This is a genomic window from Paenibacillus sp. FSL H7-0442 (genome assembly GCF_038593105.1).
Taxonomy (GTDB): Bacteria; Bacillota; Bacilli; order Paenibacillales; family Paenibacillaceae; genus Paenibacillus; species Paenibacillus polymyxa_D.
In genome coordinates, this window is the sequence record NZ_CP151963.1 from 1,797,610 (window position 1) to 1,823,765 (window position 26,156).

At 46.2% G+C, this 26,156-nt stretch carries 23 protein-coding genes; 21 read left to right on the forward strand and 2 right to left on the reverse strand.

Going from position 1 to position 26,156, the window contains the following annotated elements; all coding sequences use genetic code 11:
- Nucleotides 1–8: 8 nt before the first annotated feature.
- Nucleotides 9–899, reverse strand: a complete 891-nt coding sequence (locus MHH57_RS08170) for a LysR family transcriptional regulator (protein WP_165145288.1) — start codon at nt 897–899, stop codon at nt 9–11.
- Between the two features lie 208 nt (nt 900–1,107).
- On the opposite strand from MHH57_RS08170, the gene MHH57_RS08175 reads away from it, so the two are divergent.
- The 7 genes from MHH57_RS08175 to MHH57_RS08205 all read left to right on the forward strand — a co-directional run bounded on the left by MHH57_RS08175 (nt 1,108) and on the right by MHH57_RS08205 (nt 7,451).
- Nucleotides 1,108–2,031, forward strand: a complete 924-nt coding sequence (locus tag MHH57_RS08175; RefSeq protein WP_029516616.1) for a phosphate ABC transporter substrate-binding protein — start codon at nt 1,108–1,110, stop codon at nt 2,029–2,031.
- Nucleotides 2,032–2,137: 106 nt separating this feature from the next.
- On the forward strand, nt 2,138–3,070 hold the full coding sequence (gene pstC / locus MHH57_RS08180) for a phosphate ABC transporter permease subunit PstC (protein WP_029516617.1): 933 nt from the start codon (nt 2,138–2,140) through the stop codon (nt 3,068–3,070).
- On the forward strand, nt 3,070–3,966 hold the full coding sequence (pstA, locus tag MHH57_RS08185) for a phosphate ABC transporter permease PstA (protein ID WP_023987910.1): 897 nt from the start codon (nt 3,070–3,072) through the stop codon (nt 3,964–3,966). Before pstC ends, pstA begins: the two co-directional genes overlap by 1 nt.
- A gap of 17 nt (nt 3,967–3,983) precedes the next feature.
- Nucleotides 3,984–4,826 (forward strand): phosphate ABC transporter ATP-binding protein PstB, encoded by an 843-nt coding sequence (gene pstB / locus MHH57_RS08190; protein ID WP_039269891.1) that lies wholly within the window; start codon nt 3,984–3,986, stop codon nt 4,824–4,826.
- A 287-nt stretch (nt 4,827–5,113) separates the two neighbouring features.
- Nucleotides 5,114–6,403, forward strand: a complete 1,290-nt coding sequence (pelA, locus tag MHH57_RS08195; protein WP_029516619.1) for a pectate lyase — start codon at nt 5,114–5,116, stop codon at nt 6,401–6,403.
- Between the two features lie 134 nt (nt 6,404–6,537).
- Complete coding sequence (locus MHH57_RS08200) at nt 6,538–7,056, forward strand: thioesterase family protein (RefSeq protein ID WP_029516620.1); 519 nt, start codon at nt 6,538–6,540, stop codon at nt 7,054–7,056.
- The gene (locus MHH57_RS08205) at nt 7,053–7,451 is read left to right on the forward strand and encodes an FxsA family protein (RefSeq protein WP_013309596.1); all 399 of its coding nucleotides are present in this window, start codon (nt 7,053–7,055) and stop codon (nt 7,449–7,451) included. The genes MHH57_RS08200 and MHH57_RS08205 overlap by 4 nt, the downstream gene beginning before the upstream one ends.
- A 29-nt stretch (nt 7,452–7,480) precedes the next feature.
- Here MHH57_RS08205 and ytvI read toward each other — a convergent pair whose 3' ends face one another.
- On the reverse strand, nt 7,481–8,599 hold the full coding sequence (gene ytvI / locus MHH57_RS08210; protein WP_039269897.1) for a sporulation integral membrane protein YtvI: 1,119 nt from the start codon (nt 8,597–8,599) through the stop codon (nt 7,481–7,483).
- Between the two features lie 345 nt (nt 8,600–8,944).
- Between ytvI and citZ the strand changes: the two genes are divergently transcribed.
- The 14 genes from citZ (at nt 8,945) to MHH57_RS08280 (ending at nt 26,151) form a co-directional block, all read left to right on the forward strand.
- Entirely contained in the window at nt 8,945–10,057 is a 1,113-nt protein-coding gene (citZ, locus tag MHH57_RS08215; RefSeq protein WP_029516623.1) for a citrate synthase, read from the forward strand.
- Between the two features lie 151 nt (nt 10,058–10,208).
- Nucleotides 10,209–11,504 (forward strand): NADP-dependent isocitrate dehydrogenase, encoded by a 1,296-nt coding sequence (icd, locus tag MHH57_RS08220; protein ID WP_029516624.1) that lies wholly within the window; start codon nt 10,209–10,211, stop codon nt 11,502–11,504.
- Nucleotides 11,505–11,520: 16 nt separating this feature from the next.
- Nucleotides 11,521–12,462: a malate dehydrogenase gene (mdh, locus tag MHH57_RS08225; protein WP_028542892.1), complete on the forward strand. Its 942-nt coding sequence runs from the start codon at nt 11,521–11,523 to the stop codon at nt 12,460–12,462.
- Nucleotides 12,463–12,776: 314 nt separating this feature from the next.
- The gene (locus tag MHH57_RS08230; RefSeq protein ID WP_023987918.1) at nt 12,777–13,193 is read left to right on the forward strand and encodes a hypothetical protein; all 417 of its coding nucleotides are present in this window, start codon (nt 12,777–12,779) and stop codon (nt 13,191–13,193) included.
- A gap of 213 nt (nt 13,194–13,406) precedes the next feature.
- On the forward strand, nt 13,407–14,276 hold the full coding sequence (locus MHH57_RS08235; RefSeq protein WP_029516625.1) for an SDR family oxidoreductase: 870 nt from the start codon (nt 13,407–13,409) through the stop codon (nt 14,274–14,276).
- A 119-nt stretch (nt 14,277–14,395) separates the two neighbouring features.
- Nucleotides 14,396–16,198: an ATP-binding protein gene (locus MHH57_RS08240; protein ID WP_029516626.1), complete on the forward strand. Its 1,803-nt coding sequence runs from the start codon at nt 14,396–14,398 to the stop codon at nt 16,196–16,198.
- 128 nt (nt 16,199–16,326) lie between these two features.
- Nucleotides 16,327–17,058 (forward strand): response regulator transcription factor, encoded by a 732-nt coding sequence (locus tag MHH57_RS08245; protein ID WP_013309604.1) that lies wholly within the window; start codon nt 16,327–16,329, stop codon nt 17,056–17,058.
- Between the two features lie 121 nt (nt 17,059–17,179).
- Nucleotides 17,180–18,540, forward strand: a protein-coding gene (locus MHH57_RS08250; protein WP_342434813.1) for an IS1182 family transposase whose coding sequence is annotated in 2 segments (ribosomal slippage) — nt 17,180–17,750 and nt 17,750–18,540 — 1,362 coding nt in all. Because the reading frame shifts where the segments join, the coding sequence is not laid out codon by codon here.
- Nucleotides 18,541–18,804: 264 nt separating this feature from the next.
- Complete coding sequence (locus MHH57_RS08255) at nt 18,805–19,929, forward strand: methyl-accepting chemotaxis protein (RefSeq protein WP_029516627.1); 1,125 nt, start codon at nt 18,805–18,807, stop codon at nt 19,927–19,929.
- A 127-nt stretch (nt 19,930–20,056) separates the two neighbouring features.
- The gene (gene pstB / locus MHH57_RS08260) at nt 20,057–20,815 is read left to right on the forward strand and encodes a phosphate ABC transporter ATP-binding protein PstB (protein ID WP_029516628.1); all 759 of its coding nucleotides are present in this window, start codon (nt 20,057–20,059) and stop codon (nt 20,813–20,815) included.
- A 39-nt stretch (nt 20,816–20,854) separates the two neighbouring features.
- Nucleotides 20,855–21,514 (forward strand): phosphate signaling complex protein PhoU, encoded by a 660-nt coding sequence (gene phoU, locus MHH57_RS08265; protein WP_025721993.1) that lies wholly within the window; start codon nt 20,855–20,857, stop codon nt 21,512–21,514.
- Nucleotides 21,515–21,691: 177 nt separating this feature from the next.
- Nucleotides 21,692–24,346: a DNA polymerase I gene (polA, locus tag MHH57_RS08270; RefSeq protein WP_342435011.1), complete on the forward strand. Its 2,655-nt coding sequence runs from the start codon at nt 21,692–21,694 to the stop codon at nt 24,344–24,346.
- Nucleotides 24,347–24,417: 71 nt separating this feature from the next.
- Entirely contained in the window at nt 24,418–25,248 is an 831-nt protein-coding gene (gene mutM / locus MHH57_RS08275; RefSeq protein WP_342435012.1) for a DNA-formamidopyrimidine glycosylase, read from the forward strand.
- 111 nt (nt 25,249–25,359) lie between these two features.
- A complete protein-coding gene (locus tag MHH57_RS08280; protein WP_029516631.1) occupies nt 25,360–26,151 on the forward strand; it encodes an MntP/YtaF family protein in 792 nt (263 codons plus the stop codon).
- Nucleotides 26,152–26,156: the final 5 nt, after the last annotated feature.

Below are 26,156 nucleotides of genomic sequence, written 5' to 3' on the forward strand. Positions count from 1 at the left end.
TATGTTCTCTAGCTTTTTATTTCTAGTCCTTCTTGTCGTATGAAATCAAGGAATGCCTGTTGCATTAAGTTCATGTGTGTATCTTGTTGATACACGATGTTTATTTGATAATGGCTCCTTTTGTTATCAGCCTCGGGATAAGGAAGCCACTCCACCGAGGAAGCAGCATTTTCATGATTATCGACTCCGCTTGCAGGAAAGAAGGCAAGCGCCTCTCCGCCGCTTACGACTTGCTTTACCGCTTCCCAAGAGTTGATTTCCAGATGGGGCTTAACTAGCGAGGAGTACAGATCTACAACGGATGAACCGCTATATTTTACCCATGTGTGCTTGTCCAGCATATCGGTTCCATCGAACTCCTCTAATTTGACTTCAGGTGCACGTGCAGAACGGATAACTCCTACTTGATCTGAAGCCACTGGCTCTGCCACTGTATACTCTGGAAGAGATCCTCTATCGTCGAGAAAAGCAAAATCAATTTCCCCCTGTTTCAGTAGCTGCCTAATTGCATCCGGGGATTGAATCTCTAACTGAATACGACAATCTGGATACCGCTCAGCAAACTTAGCCATCAAAGTGGGGAGGAGATACGTACCTGATATCGACTCAGCACCTAGATGTAATTGACCCTGTGACTCTTCTGTCAGTTCATCTACAGCTTGTCTAGCTTCTTGCTCCAGAGAGATGATTTGCTTTGCGTAAGGTAATAATTTTTTTCCAGCTTCCGTTAGCATAATCCTGCCTTGTTGAAGAGAGAATAGGGAAACACCCATTTCCTTTTCCAAGCTTTTCATATGAAAGCTGACGGTAGGTTGTTTGACTTGCAAAGCTTCGGCCACATCCGTCGCCTTATGGAATTTGTCGATCAGCATCAAGATACGCAATTTTAGAATATTCATGGAATCCAACAGCTCTCCTTATATGTCCATTCATATATGAATTTCAAACTATAGATTAATTATATACCGAAAAATAATTTATCTATCAATATTTTATATTTGTTTTACAAAACCACGTCGTTCGTCTAACATTCCAGGCCTACAATGTAAAAGTGTTGATGGTCATAAATAAAAAACCGTCACTTAACTAAGGGGAGGACAATAAAAAATGTTGAAAAAATGGCCGTTCATTCTGATGACTCTCACCATGGTATTTGCACTTGCAGCTTGTGGATCAGGTAACAATGCTGCACCACAAGGAGAAGCTGCTACAGGAACAGACAATAAAGCAGCTGCTGAACTGACAGGAAACATTCTGGCTGTGGGCTCCACTGCACTTCAACCATTGGTAGAGCAAGCGGGACAAAAATTTATGGCTGTCGATAAATATAAAGGCATTGCAGTTCAAGTACAGGGCGGCGGTAGCGGTACTGGCTTGACTCAGGTTTCCGGCGGACAAGCGGACATCGGTAACTCCGACGTGTTTGCAAAAGAAAAACTGGAGAGCGGTGCAGATGAGCTGGTCGATCACCAAGTAGCTGTTGTAGCCATGTCAGCGGTAGCGAATCCTAAAGTAGGCGTTACAGACCTGAAAAAAGATCAATTGGTACAAATCTTCACAGGTAAAATCACAAACTGGAAAGAAGTTGGCGGTGCGGATCAAAAAATCGTTATTGTAAACCGTCCAAGCAGCTCCGGTACTCGTGCAACATTTGAAAAATACGCATTGGGACAAAAAACAGAAGATCTGCCGGGCTCCATTCAAGAAGATTCCTCCGGTACTGTGAAAAAGCTGATTGCTGAAACACCGGGTGCGATTGGTTATCTGGCTCTGTCCTACATCGACAACACAGTAACTGCTTTGAAATACGATGGCGTTGAAGCTAACGTTGAAAATGTAGAACAAGGTAAATATCCAGTATGGGCTTACGAGCATATGTACACTAAAGGTGAGCCAAAAGAGCATGTGAAAGCATTCCTGGACTACATTCTGTCAGATGAAATCCAAAAAACGGATGTCGTAGACTTGGGATACATTCCAGTATCAGGTATGCAAGTGAAACGTGATGCTGACGGTAATATCACGAAATAAGGAGAGTCACACCTCCTGTTCGATGAACGCAGCTAACGCGAGTATATTCACGAAGAAGAGGCGGACTAGCGTCCGGCCTCTATTCTTCGGTTAAAGGAGTTACAGTATGGGACCAATTGAAGGGAAGGCATACATGGAACAGAATAAACGATCCCGAGTTATGAAAGAAAGACATTACTGGGAAGAATGGACCGGCCGCATATATACGTCGGTTTGTGTCGTTTTTTTAGTTGCGGTTATTGTCTCCATCGTATATTTTGTTGCCTCCAAAGGTGTAGCTACATTTGCGGTGAATGGAGTCAGTCTGCGAGAGTTTTTCTTTGGAACCAAATGGAGTCCGGATGGCGAGCCTAAGTCCTTCGGCGCACTTCCGTTTATTACGGGTTCTTTTGCAGTAACCATACTGGCGGCTTTAATTGCCAGTCCGCTCAGCTTATGTGCGGCTTTATTTATGACGGAAATTGTGCCGAAATCGGGTAAGCGTATCCTTCAACCCGCGATTGAATTATTATCCGGTATTCCGTCTGTTGTATATGGCTTTGTCGGCTTGACCGTAATCGTCCCGCTGCTACGGAACGTGTTTGGAGGACAAGGCATCGGCATTCTGGCAGGCTGCCTAGTGTTGTCAGTCATGATTTTGCCGACGATTACGAGTATTATGGCGGATGCGTTGTCTTCCTTGCCGGGGGGGCTACGTGAATCCTCTTATGCTTTGGGTGCTACCCGCTGGCAGACAATTGCTCGTGTTATTATTCCGACGTTGTTGCCTGCTCTTTTAACAGGAATTATTCTCGGTATGGCTCGTGCCTTCGGAGAAGCGTTGGCTGTACAGATGGTAATCGGGAATGCTCCGCACATACCGCATTCCTTGCTGGAATCCGCTTCGACCTTGACCAGTGTCATTACACTTAGCATGGGGAATACAGCGATGGGCTCTGTTCATAACAATGCTCTCTGGAGTATGGCGCTTGTTCTTCTGCTCATGACATTCATTTTCGTGCTGCTGGTAAGGCTGCTTGAAAGGAGAAACCGGGTTTGATGAAAGCTAAAACGACCGACAAGATCGCTACATTTGTAATCTGTTTCTTCGCCTTGTTCATTGTTGCACTTTTGGTGGGATTACTGGGCTTCATTTTGGCCCGCGGAGTCAGTCATATTTCTTTTGACTTTCTAACCAGTGCTCCCCAAACATTACGTGCAGGCGGTGGCATTGGACCACAATTATTTAATTCCGTATTTTTGTTAATCTTAACTTTGATTATCACCATTCCGATTGGCTGGGGCGCAGGTATTTACATGGCGCAATATGCAAAGCCGGGAAAAATTACGGACTTTATACGACTTGTTGTCGAAGTATTGTCCTCGTTCCCGTCTATCGTCATCGGATTGTTTGGACTACTACTTATCGTAAATACGTTTGATTTTGGCTTTTCCCTCTTATCAGGAGCCTTGGCTTTGGCCGTATTTAACCTGCCGCTGATGGTTCGCACAACGGAGCAGGCTTTCCGAGCTGTACCGAAGGAGCAAAAGGAAGCTGGACTTGCGCTTGGATTGTCCAAGTGGAAAATCATTACCTCCATTTTGTTGCCAGCTGCGCTGCCAAGCTTGATTACGGGTACCATTTTGGCCGCAGGCCGTATTTTCGGGGAAGCCGCAGCATTGCTGTTTACAGCAGGGATGAGTACGCCGCCGCTTGATTTTACTGATTGGAATCCATTGCATGCTAGATCGCCTATTAACCCGATGCGACCTGCTGAGACATTGGCTGTTCATATTTGGAAGGTCAATAGTGAGGGGATTGCTCCTGACTCCAAAGATATTGCTGCAGGCGCTTCTGCCGTACTGGTGCTGCTTGTGCTTGCATTCAACTTGAGTGCAAGATGGTTCGGAAGAGTTGTATACCGCCGTCTGACAGCTGCCAAACGTATGGATTAGAAAGGGGATGGAGAACAATGGAACATGTGATTACGCGAACGGCAAAAACCGCCGCACCAGCAACATCCGTTCAGTCTACGCGTTCGGAACAGCTTGTGGGGCAACCGCCGCATCCGTTCAGTACTGAGGATTTGAGTATTTATTATGGCAGCTTTGAGGCTGTGAAAAAAGTGAATCTAGCCTTTCCCGAGCAGACAGTGACTGCCCTGATCGGGCCTTCCGGCTGCGGTAAATCGACCTTTTTGCGCTCCCTTAATCGGATGAATGATGAGATTGCATCTTCCTCTACAACGGGACACATCTGGATGGATGGACAGGATTTGACGGCACCGGAAACGGACGTGATCAAGCTGCGTCAGCAAATTGGCATGGTGTGGCAGCGTCCCAACCCTTTTTACAAATCCATTTACAATAATATCGCCTTCGGTCCTAAATATCGTGGGGTGCGCAAGAAGAAACAGCTTGATGAAATCGTCGAAAGCAGCCTGCGTAAAGCAGCATTATGGGATGAGGTCAAGGATCGCCTTCACGACTCCGCTCTAGCGCTGTCTGGCGGGCAACAGCAGCGGCTTTGCATTGCACGTGCTCTATCCGTTCAACCGAAAATTCTGTTACTTGACGAGCCAGCTTCAGCGCTGGACCCTGTGTCTACAGGCAAGGTAGAAGAGCTTATTACCGAATTGAAAAAAGAATTGCGCATCGTTATTGTGACGCACAATATGCAGCAGGCTGCACGAATTTCCGATTATACTGCTTATTTTTATATCGGAAGTCTGGTTGAACATGGGAAAACGAACGATATTTTCACGAATCCTGAAAATGAGCTGACTCAGGAGTACATCATGGGTCGATTTGGTTAAGCGATGTTGCTCATCGACCTACTTTATATTAGCTTTACGTAAAATCCTCTTACTAATCCGGCATTAGTAAGAGGATTTTTATTGTTTTCAAAGTTTTTTAACTTTTTTAATCTATTAGTAAATTAAAATATATTGATCGTTTGGATATATTTTCATATAATACAACTAACTATTTATCATGCATAAATAGTGGTTCAGTCCCTCTCACTATCCAAAAGAATCCTCAGCAAGAATGTATAGGTTAAACTGAACGCAATGACCCAACTTAAAATAAGGGAGAGGTTCAAATGAAGAAGAAGATGTGTCCAACTGTAAAGATGATAGCGCTTTCAAGTTTGGCGATTACAGTAACGTCAGGGCTCCTAAGTCCCTCATGGGCTGCGGCACAGGAGATTGTGCCGGCTACATATGATTCAGTACGTGAATCGGCTACTGCTTCTTATGAGCTTACCACAGATTCAGCTGTGGGACGGGACGTTTATGGTGACGATGTAAATTCAGGTGTGTTGGATCGTGAGCAATTATTTGGGCTGTCGGCTGTGGCGAAGCCAACCGCTGTTGTCAATACAGACAGCATCCTAAACAAGATGCGCGATTTCAGTAAGTTTTCTACGGGGAATACATCCAAGGATACTACACTTGCCTTAAATATTGTATCCTGGCAATTGCCACATGGCGGATTCTTCAAAGCTATGGAAAAGAATTATAAATCCAAATGGGATGGCAAAGCTGCACGCTCCACATGGAAGAGCAAGGATGGTGTTGAACTCGGAACGTTCGATAACGAGGCGACGACAACCGAGATTCGCTTTTTGGCGGATGTATACAAAAAAACCAAAAATAAAGACATTAAGATCAGTGTACAAAAAGCAGTTGACTTCGTACTAACTTCTCAATATTCCTCCGGTGGCTGGCCTCAAGTATACCCTAAACGTGGTAATTATTCCGATGCTGTAACTTATAATGATGATGCAATGGTCAGAGTTATGGTTTTGGCTGACGATATCGTGAACAAGAAGCAGCCGTTTGATAGCGATATTCTGGATAACTCTTACCGCTCCAGACTTCAGCAAGCGCTAAACAAAGGTATCCAGTACACAATTAAATCTCAAATTGTAAATAATGGTACACCAACAATCTGGGGTGCACAGCACGATCCGGCTACTTATGCATCTGTTGAAGCCCGGGCATTTGAGTTACCTTCCAAAACAACTACGGAATCAGTAGGCATTACTGCTTTTCTCATGTCCCAGCCGCAAACCGCTGAAGTGAAAAAAGCGGCTCAAAGTGCTTTGAAATGGTTTGACGCGAACCGAATCGACGGTATGAAATACAATCGTCAAGGTCCGGAGTTTTTCCAAAAGGACGCATCGAGTGTAATGTGGTATCGGTTCTATAATGTGGAAGACAATAAATACTTCTTTTCAGACCGGGATGGCAAAAAGTATACCGACATCATGAAAATTAGTGAGGAAAGACGACTCGGTTACGCCTGGGCGGGAAGCCAAGCTAAGAGCTTGCTTAAGCTGGCTTCGGATAGCGGATATTATAAACTGTCCAAGCCGTTGCCACAATAATAAAGGCATTATTATATATGATTTGCGAGGGAGGACCGGTCGGTCTGCCCTCTTTTTGTTCCCGGGCTGTAAATATGGTTTAATGGAGAGAGGGCAAAATAGAGATAAAGATGCACAAAGATAGGAGAGCTTGTATGACTCAAGAGGAGAAACAAACGGAATTACGCTGGTATGGCGCACCGCTACGTGTCCGTTATCAGGAAAGCGACCAGATGGGGGTCGTATATCATGCAAATTATTTGAACTGGTTTGAGATCGGGCGTACCGAAATGATCCGACAGACGGGTTTTAACTATCGGAGCATGGAGGAACGTGGAGTTTTGCTGCCAGTTATTGAAATCAATGCGAAATATGCGAGTCCTGCTCGATATGATGATTTAATTACCGTTTATACCGCAATTACCGACTTCTCCAGACTGCGTCTAAACTATATCTATGAGGTTCGGCGGGTAACGGATGATGAGCATCAAAGGTATCTGGGAAAGGTATGGACCCAGGCAGACACGCTGCCGGGAGAGCTGCTCGTCACTGGGATGACACGTCACGTATGGGTGAACACCGAATGGAAGCCCGTTCGACTGGACCAGGCGCTACCTGAGCTGTACACTGCATTAAGGTTTGCTTTTACAGGCGGGGAGGGACAGAAGTCATGATGATGCGTAAACGTCTGTGGCTGTTGCTGCTGCTCATTCCTTTGGCGGAGCTATACGGGTTTATATGGGTAAGTCACTGGATTGGAGCAGGCAAAACGATTTTACTCATCATTCTGACGACGCTAATCGGGGCTGCCATGATGCAATTTGAAGGTCGTAAGGTGATTGCCGATGCGAAAAATGAAATGAATCGGGGACAAATGCCCGGCCGTAAAATGCTGGATGGATTATGTGTCTTTTTTGGTGGGAGTTTGCTGCTTATCCCCGGATTTTTAACAGATATTATTGGTTTTACGTTGGTGTTCCCTTTAACACGAGCGTTGTACCGACGTTTTTTATTAAAGTGGCTGGAGAAAAAAATGAAAAACGGCAGTATTACGTTTCGGCGGTTTTGACGTGAGCTGCCGTTTTTCCTATCCATGATCTAGCGGACTCTTCCTGCGAGAATATAATTGCGCAAGTCCTGAATGACATTCGCACGATTCAGTGCATCAACGACAATGAGTGATACAGGTCCGATAATGAGTCCTAAAACGCCAAATAGCTTGAGCCCGATGAACATACCGATAAGGGTGGGAAGCGGGTTTAAGCCCACGCTGCTGGCCAGCACCTTAGGCTCCACGATCTGTCGTCCAATCAACAGGATGATATAAAGGATCGACAATCCTACCCCTAGCGCCAAATTACCAGACATATACGCATACAGTATCCACGGAATCATCACAATGCCAACCCCCAAATAAGGTAGCAAGTCCACCAGCCCGATCATTAAACCGATGGTAAAGGCGGATTCCACACGCAATATGAACAGCCCAACAATGACCGTTAATGCCGTAATGGAGATGATAATAAACTGTGCACGCAAATAGCCGTACAGTGCTTTACGTAGATCGTGCCATATATCCGACAATGGCTTGCGAATCGTATCAGGAACCGTGTTTGCGAGCATCCGACTATGTCGGTCCCAATCCTTACTAATAAAAAAAGCTGCTAATACAATAACCATTAGAACTGCTCCCATATTAGGCAGAGAGGTCAGCAAGTTCAAAACCCCATTAAAAAATTGAGCGACTAGCGTAGTGACAGCCGAACTGACGGTTTGAGTTGTTTTATCAATATTACTGTTAATGGTATGTTGGTAATCCGGATTATCCCGGATAAAATGGTTAATTTCAATAATTACATTTTGAATCAAATCGCTTTGTGTCCAATCGATAAACAGGCTTTTAAAACGCTCAATATGCCCGTCAAAAGTCATGGCCAACTTTATAACTTCTCGGACTATGCGGGTGATTGCTGCAGATAGGATAATTGCAATTCCACCTAAATATACAAATAATGAGAACGTGACAGCCGTCCAACGTGGCATACGGGCTTTGTTACGCAGAAAACCAACCAGTGGATTCATGGCATAAGCCACAAGCCAGGCGAATAGGAAAGGATAGACGAGAGGGAAAAGCACATATATGCCCAATAACAGAGCTACAATCACGATTGCCACCCATAGAGCACGAAATATGCGATTCAGGATTAACCGGCTCAAGCTCTCACGACTCCTTTCTTTTACGATAGTATTTCATAAAATAAATGCTCTACTATACATATGCGGGAAAGGGGGGAGACAAGACCTGTGTAAAAAAGTGCAAATGAATCAATATTTTTTGTAAGGGGTTTCAAAAATTTATTTATGGAAGCGATAAAACATTTGAATGTGTTGGAATAGCCCTCAATGTTCACATAAACGACAAAATCCAGTATAGTGAAAGAAGGTTTAAATATTGACATATGGCGTTAACATTACTCGGCTATTTAAAAGGCATATCTTACTTTTGAAAATGTTTACATTGCAAGTCCGTTCACAATGTTTTTACAAAGGAGAGATGTAACGATGACAGCGACTAAAGGTCTGGAAGGGATCGTAGCGACCACTTCCTCCATAAGCTCTATCGTAGATGGCGTTCTCACGTACCGGGGTTATAACATTGATGATTTGGCTGTTAACGCCGATTTTGAAGAGGTAGCTTATTTGTTGTGGTTTGGGAAATTACCTGATAAAGAGCAATTGCAGGAGCTTCGCAACCAGTTAAGCGAATACGCTGCTATTCCGGATGAAATTGTTACTCAATTAAAGTTATATCCGAAAGATTTGAGCACGATGGCTGCCTTGAGATCAGCCGTATCGTCTCTCGCTTTGTATGACCCAGAGGCGGATGATATGTCGAGAGAGTCTAATGTGACCAAAACCGTCAAGCTTCAGGCGCAATTGCCTACCATTGTGGCAGCTATAGCACGTATACGCGAGGGCTTGGAGCCGATTGCGCCTAAAAAAGGTATTTCTATCGCTGAAAACTTTTTGTATCAGCTGACTGGCAAGGATCCAGAGGAGACGGCTATTAAAGCGTTCAATCAGGCTCTCGTGCTGCACGCCGATCATGAATTAAATGCCTCTACCTTTGCTGCGCGTGTAACGGTAGCCACATTGTCGGATATTTATTCCGGAATCACGTCTGCAATTGGAGCTTTAAAAGGACCACTGCATGGTGGAGCCAATGAGGCTGTGGCCAAAACGCTGGAGGAGATTGGTGGTTTGGATCAGTTGGACTCCTATATCCAGGCGAAACTGGATAATCGCGAAAAAATTATGGGCTTTGGACACCGAGTCTATAAAAACGGTGATCCGCGTGCCAAGCACTTGCACAAAATGTCCCGCGAGCTGGGGGAAATGAACGGCGACACAACGTTGTTTGATATGTCAGTTCGAATTGAGGAAATTGTAACAGGACAAAAAGGCTTGAAGCCCAATGTGGATTTTTATTCTGCCTCTGTGTATACCCAACTGGGTATCAAGAGAGACCTGTTTACACCTATTTTTGCTATGAGTCGTGTATCCGGTTGGACAGCGCACATTTTAGAGCAGTATGAAAATAATCGCCTGATTCGTCCTCGCGCCGAATATACAGGTCCAATGGATCAAAAATACGTATCACCAGAGTTGCGCTAACCCCTTGTCGAAGGAAGATTGAGGTTGTATACCCTGAATTTAAAAAATAAGGTACAATAGAGGGGACGACGAGAGATGTACGTTTTTGTCTGTGATAAAGATCATGTCTTTCGTCCTGTACCCATTCATATCTGAGGAGGAAAAGGAACTTATGGCGAAATTTGAAAAGTTTGAGCTCCCAACTGAAGGCGAAAAAATTACGATTGATAACGGTCAACTACAGGTTCCGAACCATCCGGTAATTCCGTTTATCGAAGGTGACGGCACGGGTCGCGATATCTGGAAAGCCTCCAAGCGCGTACTGGACGCAGCTGTAGAAAAAGCATATAACGGCAGCAAAAAGATTGCCTGGTATGAAGTATTCGCTGGTGAGAAAGCTTTCAATACATACGGCGAATGGCTCCCTAACGATACTTTGGAAGCCATCCGTGAGTATATTGTAGCCATTAAAGGTCCGCTTACGACACCTATTGGCGGTGGTATCCGTTCGTTGAATGTGGCATTGCGTCAGGAACTGGATTTATACGTATGTCTGCGTCCTGTTCGTTATTTTAACGGTGTTCCTTCTCCAGTGAAACGTCCTGAATTGGTAGATATGGTTATTTTCCGTGAGAACACAGAAGATATTTACGCGGGGATCGAGTATGCTGAAGGGTCCGAAGACGTGAAAAAGGTTATTCAGTTCCTCCAGCAAGAGCTGGGTGTGAACAAAATCCGTTTCCCTGAAACCTCTGGTATTGGCATTAAGCCAGTTTCTTCCGAGGGTTCAAAGCGTCTGGTACGGGCAGCCATTCAGTATGCAGTTGACCACGGACGCAAGAGTGTAACGCTTGTACACAAAGGTAACATTATGAAATTTACCGAGGGTGCCTTCAAAAACTGGGGTTATGAAGTGGCTGAGGAAGAATTTGCAGATAAAGTATTTACTTGGGCCCAATATGACGTAATCAAGGAAAAAGACGGTGAGGATGCGGCTAATGCAGCTCAAAAAGCAGCTGAAGATGCAGGCAAAATCATTATCAAGGATGCGATTGCTGATATCGCACTTCAGCAAGTACTGACTCGTCCTTCTGAATTTGATGTGATTGCTACGCTCAACCTGAACGGGGACTATCTGTCCGATGCTCTTGCTGCCCAAGTTGGTGGAATTGGTATTGCGCCAGGTGCGAACATTAACTATGTAACAGGGCATGCTATCTTTGAAGCTACACATGGTACAGCACCAAAATACGCCGACAAAGATGTAGTGAACCCTGGTTCCGTCATTCTGTCGGGCGTAATGTTGCTTGAACACTTGGGTTGGAAAGAAGCGGCTGACCTGATTTACAAAGGGCTGGAGACGTCCATTAATAAGAAGATTGTAACTTATGACTTTGCTCGTCTGATGGATGGTGCTACACAAGTGAAATGCTCCGAGTTCGCAGATACCATTATTAGTAACCTGTAAGGAAGGGGAATACCACTTGTCCATTCAACGTAAAAAAATATCCATTGTTGGCGCCGGTTTTACCGGTGCCACTACCGCATTGCTGCTGGCTCAAAAGGAGCTAGGTGATATCGTACTGATCGATATTCCGCAACTAGAGAATCCGACCAAAGGCAAGGCGCTTGATATTTTGGAGGCCGGTCCGGTACAGGGATTTGACAGTCAGATCACGGGCACTTCCAATTACGAGGATGCAGCTAACTCAGATATCGTCATTATTACAGCTGGGATTGCACGCAAGCCGGGTATGAGCCGTGATGATTTGGTAAATACGAACGCAGGAATTGTAAAATCCGTTTGTGAGAACGTGAAGAAGTATGCGCCAGATTCTATTGTTATTATTCTGAGCAATCCGGTAGATGCTATGACCTATACTGCCTACCAAACGCTGGGTTTCCCGAAAAATCGGGTTATTGGCCAATCCGGTGTGCTGGATACAGCGCGATATTGTACCTTTATTGCACAAGAGCTTAACGTTTCCGTCGAAGACGTGCGCGGCTTCGTTATGGGGGGCCACGGTGATGATATGGTGCCCCTGGTACGCTATTCCAGTGTTGGGGGTATACCTATCGAAACTCTGATTTCGCAGGAACGTATCGAAGCGATCGTACAACGTACACGCGGCGGTGGCGGAGAGATCGTCAACCTGTTGGGTAATGGTAGCGCATATTATGCTCCGGCAGCTTCGCTTGCACAGATGACGGAAGCGATTGTAAAAGACAAAAAACGGATTATCCCAGTCATCGCCTATCTGGAGGGAGAGTACGGCTATCAGGATTTATTCCTTGGCGTACCGACACTTCTTGGTGGCAATGGCATCGAAAAAGTGTTCGAGTTGGAATTGACAGCCGAAGAAAAAGCAGCGCTCGATCAATCCGCGGAGTCGGTCCGCAGTGTGATTAAAATAGTTACCGTTTAGATTCAATTTTCTACTAAAACGGTGACTATTACCTGAAGAGGTGTCCCTAAGCCATAGTCATGGCCGCGGGACACCTCTTTTACTCATAAACAGAATATAGGGAATCTATTCGTTTTCTTCCTTATTCCTTTGCTTTGACTCACTTCCCCGGTATAATAGAGTTCATATGCATTGATAGTTACATGAGGACTTTGCAAAATCCTGACATAGAAAAGCATGTCCCAAAACACTGAAAAGATGGTAGACATTCGTTGGAATATGATCGTTCTATGGAAAAAAAGTTTGTAAGAAAACAAAGAAGTGGAGGTTGTAAAATGTTTTTTATTCACATTATTGGATCACTGGCGATGGGTTTTTATTTATTGCTCCCCTTCGTGGTGGGCAAAATCGACAAATTGGCTCCTAGCGTGCAGGAAGGAACGATATCGGCTGTTCAGCTATTGAACCGTTTGGCTCAATTTGCGCTGATCTTAGTGCTTGTTAGCGGTATCTATATGATTTTTCCCTGGGGTTCTTATTCGGTAGCATGGATTGTTGTCGTTTTGCTGTTGTTTCTCGCCATTTCTGGTATTGCGGGAGCCATGGGTAAGCCGTTACGGCTGTCGCTGGAAGCGATTCGTAGCCAACAGCCTATTACGCAATATGCTGGCAAAATGCGAATGTTCAGTACGCTGCTTGCTGTCTTCCTGATTTTAATTACGTTTTTAATGGTATACAGCCATATTATTTAATTATGCATTTAGTGAGAGTCTATAATCGAATGATGACAAATGCTAAATTGAAAAACGGTCTGTGCTGAATAAGCATAGGCCGTTTTTTTTGCGCTCAAATCACTACATTGTTCTTTTTTCGTTTAACGAATAACTTTGTGTGGTAATTCAGGAGTAGAGTGGATGCAAATGTTGCATCCTAAAAAATATCTGATTTTGAAGGGAGAATGTACAATGTCTAAAAGTAATCAACCTCAGCAAACTTTGCCCCCACAGCATCAGGACCAGCAACCGGGGATTGAGTCCAAAATGTCGCCTGCACCCCAATTTGAAAAACCAACTTACAAAGCCGCTGGCAAGCTAACAGGTAAAGTTGCACTTATTACTGGTGGGGACAGTGGAATTGGTCGGGCTGTAGCTGTCACGTATGCCAAAGAAGGTGCGGACGTAGCCATCATCTACTTGAATGAGCATAAGGATGCGGAAGAAACAAAACGTCAGGTGGAACAGGAGGGACGCAAATGCGTGTTGATTCCTGGCGATATCGGAGATGATCAATTTGCCAAAAAAGCGGTTCAACAGACAGTTAACGAACTGGGCAAGCTCGACATCGTTGTGAACAATGCAGCGGAGCAGCATCCACAGCAAAAGCTGGAGGATATCACCAAAGAACAGTTAGAGCGCACGTTCCGAACGAATATTTTCGGTATGTTCTTCTTGACGCAAGCAGCATTGCCGCATTTGAAGAAAGGGAGCACGATCGTCAACACCACATCGATTACCGCGTATGCTGGGAACAAGACACTCATTGATTATTCATCGACCAAAGGGGCAATCACATCCTTTACACGTTCCCTTTCACTCAATTTGGCGGATCAAGGCATTCGGGTGAACGCTGTAGCACCAGGGCCGATCTGGACACCGTTAATCCCGTCTACATTTGATGCTAAGACGGTCAGCGAGTTTGGAGGAGCGCAGCCAATGAAGCGTCCGGGTCAGCCGGAAGAATTGGCGCCAGCCTATGTGTACCTTGCTTCAGATGATTCTTCTTATGTAAGCGGACAGGTTATTCATATCAATGGCGGTGAAGTTATAAACGGATAAAAGGACAAGGAAAAGGTTAGGGCTGTGTTATGCCCTAGCCTTTTTTCTTTTCACAGTGGAACATAATGAAGGTAGCCTGTAGAATGAGACTTAACTTACATAAAGGATGGGCATATTTTATGAAATCGTTTCGTTTCAGGCTTACCCTGATCATGCTGATTTTGATTGGCGTATCTGTCCTTGCTGCTGGAATCACGATGGGACAAATTTTTAAAAATTCGAATATGAAGGTGCTAGAGGAGAACATGGGACGGGAGATCGACCTGCTTCGAGCTACATTCCCTTTTGTTAATGCAGATGCCCTGTCCAGCACGGATTATGTCTCTTATTATTCTCAAAAGGCGAAAGAAATTGCTCGTCTGACGGAATCGCGGGTGACCTTCATTCGCAAGGACGGGACGGTGGTTGGAGATTCGTTAAGCGATCCGCGTAAGATGGAAAATCACGCATCTCGTGAAGAAATTCAGCAAGCTTCAACAGAGAAGATTGGACGCACGATTCGTTACAGCGAAACCTTGCAGCGGAACATGCTATACGTTGCAGAGCCTGTTGTATCGGATAAGGGTTTTGACGGATATATCCGTTTGTCCATGAGTCTGAAAGCGGTGGAGGAGGGAGTGCAGCGCGGCTGGACGGCCATCGGGATTGGTCTAGTGTTGCTGTTTATTGCTGCTGGACTGGTGAGCTATCGTATTGCTCGCAGTCTCACCTCGCCCATTGAACATATTACTGGGGTAGCCAACCGTATATCAGGACTGGATTATGACGCAAGGGTTGGTGTGCAGCGCCGGGACGAGGTAGGGCAACTGGGTGAAGCCATTAATCGTATGGCTGATAGTCTCCAAAACCAAATGAAAACGATACGTGACAATGAGGATCTGCTCCAGAGTGTCATGAGTAATATGACAGGCGGAATTCTAATGATTGATGCAAATGAGTGTATTGCGCTTGTAAACCGTGAGTCTGAGCGAATGCTTGGTGTCGTGGGTAAACGGGTGACAGACAAGCCGTATCATGAGCTGAAGAAGCATTATGAGCTCACAAAGCTAATTGAGGGCAGTATACAAAGCCGAGAAAGGCTGCATGGTGAGGTTCATTTGTACAATCCCGAGGAGAGACTCGTGTTGCTGGACGGTGTTCCGATGTATGAGGATGAGGGCGGATACCGGGGGATGCTGTTCCTTTTACAGGATATTACGGCTATTCGACGGTTGGAAAATATGCGGAGCGAATTTGTGGCTAACGTTTCTCATGAGCTAAAAACGCCGATTGCCGCAGTCAAGGGTTTTGCCGAGACCTTGCTCGGTGGCGGGGTTAAAGATGAGGAGACGGCCCGTTCATTTTTGCAAATTATATATGATGAAAGCGAACGATTGAATCGGTTGATCGGTGATATTCTGGAGCTGTCCAAAATCGAGTCCAAGCGTTCCCCTCTGGAATGCTCGCCGGTGCACGTTTCGTCGTTCATAGAATCATTGCTGGAAAAACTGAACAATGTAGCTGCCAAAAAAAGAATTTCACTACACATGGATATCCCGGATGAGCTGTTTATGGAGGCAGATGAAGATAAGCTTCAGCAGATTTTCCTGAACCTTTTGTCTAATGGCATCAACTATACACTTGATGGTGGCAAGGTAAAGATTAAGGTTCTAACGATACAGCGGGAGAATGACACCGAAAAGGTCGTATTTACAGTCAGTGATACAGGTATTGGAATTCCGAAGAAGGACCTGCCACGTATCTTTGAGCGCTTTTACCGGGTGGACAAAGGTCGCTCGCGTAACTCTGGCGGAACGGGGCTGGGATTGTCGATCGTCAAACACTTGGTCGATTTGCATCATGGCACCCTTTCGGTGGAAAGTGAGCTTGGATTGGGTACCACATTTACAGTTGAATTACCGCTATTGCAACAGGAAGAATGAACTAGACCATTTTTTACATTCTGTTAACAATGCCGTGATAAAATAAACGGGTGTCGCATGAGTATGGAAAAAGTTTCAGGATTTTGACCAATGCGCCTTTAACAGGTAAACAGGAGATGAAGTTATTTATGGGACAACGCTTACTGGTTATTGAGGATGAACCAACGCTTGCCAGATTGCTATCCTACAATTTGATACAAGAAGGCTTCGAAGTGGATACGGAGGATCATGGCAGTGCCGGGTTTGAGAAAGCCTCCAGAGAGTCCTACGATTTGATCCTGCTGGATTTGATGCTGCCGGGAATGAACGGACTGGACATTCTGAGCAGACTTCGCCATCAGGGGCTGACGACGCCTATTATTATCTTAACGGCCAAAAACGGTGAAGCCGAGGTTGTCCAAGGGCTGAAGTCGGGTGCGGATGATTACATCACGAAGCCTTTTGGCGTTTCTGAGCTGTTGGCCCGCGTGACGGCTGTGCTGCGAAGAACTTCCGGTGGGGATGAAGGAGTGTTGTCTGATCAGAAAGATAGCTCCAAAATTCAATTGGGCGAGCTGGAGATTTACCCTGAAAAATATGAAGTCATTCTTGGAGGTCAGTCCATCAGCCTCAGACCCAAGGAATTTGAGGTGCTTCTTTATTTGTCCCGCAAGCCGGGTGTGGTCCTGACCCGGGATGATCTGATGAATGCTGTTTGGGGTTTTGACTATATTGGCGGGCAACGGACCGTGGATGTGCACGTCAGCTCCTTACGTAAAAAGCTGGAGCTTGATCCCGACTCGGTTCATATCGATTCGATCCGTGGAGTGGGGTACAAGCTGGTTGTAAATAAAAAAAGAAGCGCTTCTCATTTATTATAAATGAGGAGCGTCAGGCTGTCGAGAAAGTCTCGACAGCCTATTTTATGTTAATTTTGTTTAAGACGACACCGCGTTAATGTTGTATAATATAGGTAACTATTGTAGAACGGATGGTGTTGATATGCTACGCTCCAACCGCGAAAAACAACAATCCTACGAATTTGTTTCCATCGAAGATCTGGTTCCTCAAGATCACTTGCTCCGCAAAGTAGATAAGTATATCGATTTTTCGTTTATCGATGATAAAGTTCGACCACTGTATTGTGCAGACAACGGGCGTCCTGCCATTGATCCTACCGTATTGTTTAAAATGATCTTTCTCGGTTATTTCTATGGCATTCGCTCAGAACGGCAACTCGAGCGAGAAATTCAGACGAACCTAGCTTATCGTTGGTTTCTGGGGTTGGGCTTAACGGATAAAGTTCCGGACCATACGACGATGAGCTGGAATCGTCGCACTCGCTTTAAAGACACCACGATCTTTCAAGATATCTTCGATGAAATTGTGCTGCAGGCGATCTCTCACCGAATGGTGGGTGGGCGTGTTCTCGTCACCGATTCCACACACGTCAAAGCCAATGCTAACAGGCACCAGTACACCAAAGAACAAGTGTTGCAGAATACTAAAGACTATATGGACGAGCTGAACGAAGCGGTGAAGGATGACCGGAGAAACCACGGAAAAAAGCCTTAAAATCCCGAGAGGAAGTGAACGAAGAAAAAGAAATTAAAGTGAGCAAAACAGACCCGGACAGCGGCTATATGATCCGTGATGGCAAGCCCGAAGGCTTCTTCTATCTGGACCACCGCACGGTGGATATGAAGTACAATCTGATTACGGACGTGCATGTGACACCAGGGAATGTACATGATTCTGTCCCCTATTTGTCCCGTTTGGATCGCCAAAGAGAACGTTTTGGTTTTCAAGTAGAAGCTGTTGCACTAGATTCAGGTTATTTAACAACGCCGATTTGCCGAGGGTTGCAGAACCGAAAGATTTTTGCCGTGATTGCTCACCGAAGATTCCATCCCAGACAAGGACTGTTTCCGAAATGGAAGTTTGAATACGATGCCAAACGCAATGCGTATAGATGCCCAGCCCAACAGGAACTGCCCTACCGAACGACGGACCGTAAGGGATACCGGCAGTATGCCTCTGACCCAGCTCAGTGCCAGCATTGCCCACTGCTAAGTCAGTGTACCCAGTCTCGAAACCACCGCAAAGTGGTGACTCGGCATGTCTGGGAAGACAGCAAAGAGTGGGTACGGAGCAACCGGCTGAGCCCATCTGGTAAAAAGCTGTACCGCAAACGAAAAGAGACGATTGAGCGAAGCTTCGCGGATGCCAAAGAGCTCCATGGGTTTCGCTATTGCCGTTTGCGCGGTCTTCCAAACGTCAGGGAACAAGCCCTTATGACGGCAGCCGTGCAGAACATGAAGAAGATGGCGATCCACCTAGCTCGCCTGGAGAAACAGGGGTAACCCCCCCTGCTTCTCCAGAGACCAGAGCATTATGATGTGAAAAAGAAACCCACGTCTCAAAATGACGGGGTTTCTCGACAATCTGACGCTTCTCATTTATTATAAATGAGGAGCGTTTTTCTTTATTCAGCGCAGTGTCCGGGGACCTTTGTGTCCATTTTGTGATTTTACATTTCATTAACAAAACTAGACGCTAGAATCAACAAATGACCGATATGATGTTCCCGTCACTCCAAGTAGTTAAAAAAAGGGGACTTCAGAACGATGATAACGGAACCAAAGACCCAGCCGAGCTCCACTGCCGTGATTGAACGTGAAGCATACAAGTCGATTACTACCTATGTGCCATGCCGGGAGGTTCCGATCATTGGTACGGATATGTCTTGTAAAGAACTGTTAGCCCTTATGAAAACACAGGAAGATATTCCTTGTGTCATTGTTGTGGATAAAAATGATCTTCCATTGGGCATTATTATGAGAGATGCGTACAATCGCCATTTTACGGGCAGATTTGCTGCGGCGTTGTTCTATGACAAGCCTGCGGCCCTATTTGCCGACCCCGATACATTAATTGTGGATCTGAAAAGCCAGGCATCGGACATTGTGGAACTGGCGATGCTGCGCGAAGATCAGCGTTTTTACGACTGTGTGTTGATTAAGGAAGGAACACGGTTACTCGGTGTACTCACGATTCGTGATATCCTGTCCGTCGTGCAGCGAATGCAAAGAGAAGCGGACGAAGAGCGGGGAGATGTGATTCGGCATAGCTATGACGGAGTCCAGCGTATTCAGCTGACTGTGCTGGATGCAGCTAAAGAGGCCGATGACAGTGTGCGGCTAACCCGCTCAATGAGTGAATTATCCCGTCGTGGCAAAGTAGAACTGGAGGATGTTTTGCTCTCCTATCGTGCGGTTACGGAGCAAATGAAACGCCAGCATGAGCAAATGACGGCGTTGACGCAATCGCTGAATGACATTGCGGGCATGGCTTCATCCATTCGTGCACTGGCAGATCACAGTGGATTGCTGGCGATCAACGCGTCCATTGAAGCGGCACATGCTGGCGAACATGGACGAGGCTTCCAGATTGTGTCTCAGGAGGTGCGGAATATGTCACTCCAGACGAAAGCTTTTTCCACACAGATTACAGGCTTACTCACCCATATCGAGCAAATGCTGCGTGACACCGCTGAACTGACGGATACGAGTATGCAGCAGATTCATACAGGCTCTCAATATATATCTGCCGGAACACAAACTTTTGCCAAACTACTGCAGGCTGTCGATGAAATTGAAGCTAAAAACAGTGAAATGTCCCGTTCCGCAGAGGAAGCAGCTTTGAATGCAGCCGAAATTGCGCAGGAGCTTGAGCTCATGCTAAGTTCTTGATCATTTTACATAACGTTAACAAATCCACCACACTAAATTTACACACAGCTTATATAATCTTCATATTGTGCAAATCAGGTGCAATGCTTGAGGATCATAACTGCAACACGAAGGAGATCATAAATCCATGAATGATTCCGTAATCCGGATTGATAAGCTGAATTTATATTATGAGAAATTTCACGCGCTGAAACATATAAACCTCGATATTCCTGAAAAAACGGTAACTGCCTTTATCGGCCCGTCCGGCTGCGGCAAATCGACCCTGCTGCGTACGCTAAACCGGATGAATGACATGATACCGGGAACACGTATTGAAGGCACCGTGAGTATCGCAGGTCAGGATATATACGGCGATACTATGGAAGTAGAAACTCTGCGGAAGCAGGTGGGAATGGTTTTTCAACAGCCTAACCCGTTTCCCAAATCGATTTATGATAACGTGGCTTACGGCCCGCGTCTGCATGGAGTTCGGCAAAAGGACAAGTTGGACGAATTGGTCGAGCAAAGCCTGCGGCAGGCGGCACTCTGGGAAGAGGTCAAGGACTTTTTGAAGCGTTCAGCTCTGAGCTTGTCCGGTGGACAACAGCAGCGGTTGTGCATTGCCCGGGCGCTTGCTGTACAACCAGATATTTTGCTTATGGACGAGGCGACATCTGCGCTGGATCCGATCTCCACGATGAAAATTGAAGAACTGGTTCAGGAATTGCGAGACACGTATACCATTGTCATGGTGACGCATAACATGCATCAGGCAGCGCGTGTGTCTGGTAGAACTGCGTTCTTTTTGAATGGTGTTGTGGTGGAAGCGGCGGACACACAGACGATGTTTTCCACGCCGCAAGATTCACGTACGGAAGATTATATTTCAGGGCGATTTGGCTAAAGCCTACCAGATGAATATGCCAGAAGGGGTGACTTCGAAATGATACGTAGAAAAGGTTTTGATGAAGGGTTAGACGAACTGAGAGCCGTACTGCGCGAAATGGGTGCACACGTTTCGAAGGCGCTCGATCAGGCCATTGAATGTTTGCAGACCAAAAATACAGAATTGGCTCAGCAGGTGGTCAAAAATGATGCATCCCTCAATACGCTGGAAGAGAATATTCTCGATATGGGTTCCAAGCTCATTATTACCCAGCAGCCGGTAGCGAAGGATTTGCGCCGAATCATTGTTGCATTTAAAATTTCCAGTGATCTGGAACGAATGGGCGATTTGGCACTTGATATTGCCAAGGTGACCCTTCGTCTGGAAGGGCAGCAGATCATTAAGCCGCTGGTGGATATTCCGCACATGGCTTCCATTGTTAAAGAAATGATAGATGATGCGATCAAATCCTATTTGGATGAAAACACAGATCTGGCCTACAAAATGGCCAAAGAGGATGATCGTGTGGATTCCATGTATAGCCACATGATCAGCGATCTGTACGCCTTTATGGTAGAAAAGCCGGCAGAGGCTTCACAAGCTATGCTGCAGTTGCTTGTAGGACGATACATTGAACGAATTGGTGACCATGCTACGAATATCGGTGAAAGCACTGTATATCTCGTAACAGGGGAGAGACCAGATTTGAACCAGTAGAGCTTTCAGGTATATAGCGGTTGTTTCTGACCCAGACTTGTCTTTGAGCAAAAGGCAAATTTGGTTAGGAAGCAGCCGTTTTTTTCTGAAAAAGGAGTCTTGTATGTTAAGATAGGAAGAGGAATGCGTAAAACGTAAGAACGTTACGAATGCATTGATGAACTTGCGAGGTGCTAAATGGATAAACTCATGCTTATAGATGGTAACAGTATCATTTACCGGGCGTTTTTTGCTATGCCACCGTTAACGAATTCGAGCGGACAGCAGACGAACGCGGTGTACGGATTTACGACGATGTTATTGCGGCTCTTGGAGGAGCACAAACCAACACATATGCTGGTTGCCTTCGATGCCGGTAAAATAACGTTTCGCCATAAGGGATACGAGGATTACAAAGGTGGACGGGAGAAAACCCCGCCAGAGCTGTCCCAGCAATTTCCGTTGCTGAAAGAGCTATTGACCGCTTTCGGCATTGCCCAGTTTGAATTGGATGGCTATGAGGCGGACGATATTATAGGGACCCTGTCCAAGACAGCGGACGAAGCCGGCTTCAATGTGCTGGTCGTGACCGGGGACAAGGATATGCTTCAATTGGCTTCAGACCATGTCACAGTCGGCTTGACTCGCAAAGGGGTTACTGAGGTGGAGACGTATGGACCTGATCAAATTCAGGAACGATATGGGCTGAAGCCGCTGCAAATTATTGACCTTAAGGGCCTGATGGGCGATACGTCGGATAATATTCCTGGTATTCCCGGCGTAGGTGAAAAAACAGCGCTCAAGCTGCTGCATCAATACGGTTCAGTCGAAGAAGTGCTGGCGCACACGAATGAGCTGAAGGGCAAAATGAAAGAACGCGTTGAGACACATGCTGACGATGCGCGAATGAGCAAAGATTTGGCGACCATTTATCGGGATGTAACGTTGGACAAGCAGCTGGAAGATGTGGCCTTCGGCGGGCTGCAAGCAGAAACAGCCGGGCCAGCTCTGGCGAAGCTGGAGTTCAAGTCCTTGCTGGAACGTTTATCTTTTTCAGGTGAGGTTGGCAGTACTGGGGTAGACGTAGAGGAAGCCGCGGCTGACGTAACAGTGCTGGATGAGCAGCGGATTAGCGAATTGGTAGAAGTGTTGGATCATGTGGATGTGCTGCATGTTGAGACGCATGGCGATAATCCGCATCATGCTGACATCGTAGGTCTGATATTTGCCGCAACGGGACAGCAGTTTTTTATGACACTGGATGTACTGCAAAGCGATACAGCTACACCTATTCGCGAATGGCTTGCTGACCCTGAACGCAAAAAACGCGGTCATGATCTGCATCGTACGGATTTGGCTTTACACTGGCATGGAATTGAGTTTGCAGGTGCCGAGTTTGATGTGCAATTGGCAGGGTACTTGCTGGACCCAACTGATGCAAACCAGACATTGAGCGGATTGGCAGCCAAATATGGCTTGTCTTCGATCCGTCCTGACGAAGAAGTGTTCGGCAAAGGAGCTAAATATAAAGTTCCTGACGTGGACGTGCTGTCTGATCATGTGGCGCGTAAGGCAGCGGTGATTGAAGCTTTGGTGCCTGTGCAGCAGGCTGAGCTGGAGAAAACGGAAATGCACAAGCTGTTTCATGAGCTGGAGATGCCGTTGTCCCGCATTTTGGCGGATATGGAGAAGCAGGGCATTTTGGTGAACGTAGAAGAACTGCGTGCTTTGGGTAAAGAATTTGAAGCCCAGATCGCAACGTTGGTGAACGAGATCTACAGCATTGCCGGAGTAGAGTTCAATCTGAATTCGCCTAAGCAGTTGGGTGAGATTTTGTTTGATAAACTGGGTTTACCTGTCATTAAAAAGACGAAAACGGGGTACTCGACCGATGCGGAGGTACTGGAAAAGCTGGCCCCCTATCATGATATTGTACAAAACATTTTGCAGTACCGTACCATTGCCAAACTCCAATCGACGTATGTTGAAGGTTTGCTTAAAGAAATTTCGGAGAAAACGGGTAAGGTGCATACGTATTTCCGGCAGACGGTTGCAGCAACTGGACGCTTGAGTAGTCAATTTCCGAATTTGCAAAACATTCCGATTCGTCTTGAAGAAGGTCGCAAAATCCGCAAAGTATTTGTTCCGTCCGAACCGGGCTGGTCTATTTTGGCGGCAGACTACTCACAGATCGAGCTGCGGGTGCTGGCTGATATTTCGGATGATGAACGTTTGAAGGAAGCCTTTGTCCACGATATGGACATTCACACCAAGACCGCATCCGATGTGTTCGGTGTAGCAGCGGAAGATGTGGACTCCAATATGCGGCGTTCTGCGAAGGCAGTCAACTTTGGGATTGTCTACGGGATCAGTGATTATGGTCTGTCACAAAATTTGAATATTACGCGGAAGGAAGCGGCTCGCTTTATCGACCAGTATTTTGATGTGTTCCAAGGCGTTCGCCGTTACATGGATGATATTGTGAAGGATGCGAAGCGGGACGGCTACGTAAAAACGCTGTTGGAACGCAGACGCTATTTGCCGGAGATTAACGCCAGCAATTTCAACCTGCGTTCATTCGCCGAGCGTACAGCGATGAATACGCCGATTCAAGGCACCGCAGCCGATATTATCAAGTTGGCGATGGTACAGATGGATAAAGCGCTACGTGAACGTAATCTTCGTAGCAGAATGCTGCTCCAAGTACATGATGAGCTTGTATTCGAGGTTCCGCCTGAGGAAATGGAAACGATGAAAGAGCTTGTCCCGGCTACCATGGAAGCTGCATTAAAGCTGGCTGTGCCGCTCAAAGCCGAAGTAAGCTATGGCAGCAATTGGTATGAGGCCAAATAAGATATTTCAATGAGTAGATAGTCCCAATTTGACGCTGCTTCCGTTATAATATAGGGTGAGGTGAAGACATCATGCCGGAATTACCGGAAGTAGAAACCATTAAACGAACGCTAAACGAGCTTATCGTTGATAAACATATAGATCATGTCACTGTGAATCTGCCGCGGATCATTCAACGGCCCGATGATATCCACGCTTTTGCCATGGAATTGGCTGATCACCGGATTACAGGGGTGGAGAGACGTGGAAAGTTTCTGCGGATTTTGCTGGACGGGCTGGTGCTGGTCTCCCATCTTCGAATGGAAGGGCGATATGGATTATATTCACAACATGATCCTGTGGAAAAGCATACCCATGTCATCTTTCATTTTAAGGATGGTACGGAGCTGCGTTATCAGGATGTGCGCCAGTTTGGCACGATGCACTTATTTCCAGCAGGACAGGATTTGCTGGAAAACCCGCTGAACAAACTTGGCCTGGAACCGATGGACGAGGCCTTTACACCAGAAATGCTGCGTGCCGCTGTTGGAACTCGTTCGACTTCGATCAAGGCAGCGCTGTTAAACCAGTCATATGTGGTGGGCATCGGGAATATCTATGTAGATGAATCGTTGTTTAAGGCGGGGATTCATCCAGCACAGCCAGCCAAAAGCCTAACGGATAGCCAATTTCATGTCTTGCATGAGGCGATTGTCTCCACGCTAGGTGCGTCCATTCAGGTTGGAGGCTCGTCCATTAAATCGTTCGTGAATGGACAGGGCAAAGCGGGCGACTTCCAGCATCAATTGCAAATCTATGGACGTAACGCGAAGCCTTGCATCAACTGTGGTACATTGATCGAAAAATCTGTTGTAGCCGGACGGGGCACACATCATTGTCCGGTCTGCCAGCCTCTGCGCTAAACAGGCGCAGTCACCCCAAGCCCATCCCTCTCATATATTGTTCCAAGTACCAATACTGCGGAGGATTTCGGTTGTTATAAGACCCTGCCTTCGCAATGGGAGGGAATTGGAGTGGCTAATCATTGGGGAGCCCTGCTGTTACTGGCATTTGCGCTAAGTTTGGACAGTTTCGGAGTCGGTGTTACATATGGTCTGCGCAAAATGAAAATTCCACTGTTGTCGATTGCTATCATCTCCGTATGTTCAGGTTTGGTGATCGGCATATCCATGCAATTGGGCGCATTACTATCTCGTGTCCTGTCTCCTGTATATACGACCGTTTTCGGTGCTGTCATCCTGATCTGTATTGGCTGTTACTCTTTGATTCAAGCTCTGCACCGCAAAGAGGATTTGCCAGAGGATTCAGTGGAGCCCTCTCGGGGTCTGCTTCTTACAAAACAGACTGATCCAGCGAGCAGATCTGTTCTTGGGGAGAAGGAGGGTATGGAGAATGCTGATACCGAGTCTTTCCCTAGCTCAAGAAAAGATCTGTCGGCAGAAGCTTCTGTGGAGCAGCAGGAACGAACAGTATTTTCTCTGGAGTTTCGCAAATGGGGGCTTGTTATTCGGATTCTTCGAAGCCCGTCTGCTGCGGATATGGACCGTTCCGGCAGTATATCTGCTACCGAAGCGGTTTGGCTGGGTATTGCATTATCGGTCGATGCGTTCGGAGCGGGACTCGGGGCAGCTATGCTTGGTTTTCAACCACTGTCTACTGCGCTGGCTATTACGTTATTCAGTGGAACATTTTTGATTGCAGGGATGAAGGCAGGTTTCTTTCTATCAGCATTTCGATTTATGAAGGCGCTGGGTGTATTGCCGGCATTATTACTGATTATGATGGGCATATTGAAGCTGTTATGAGGTGA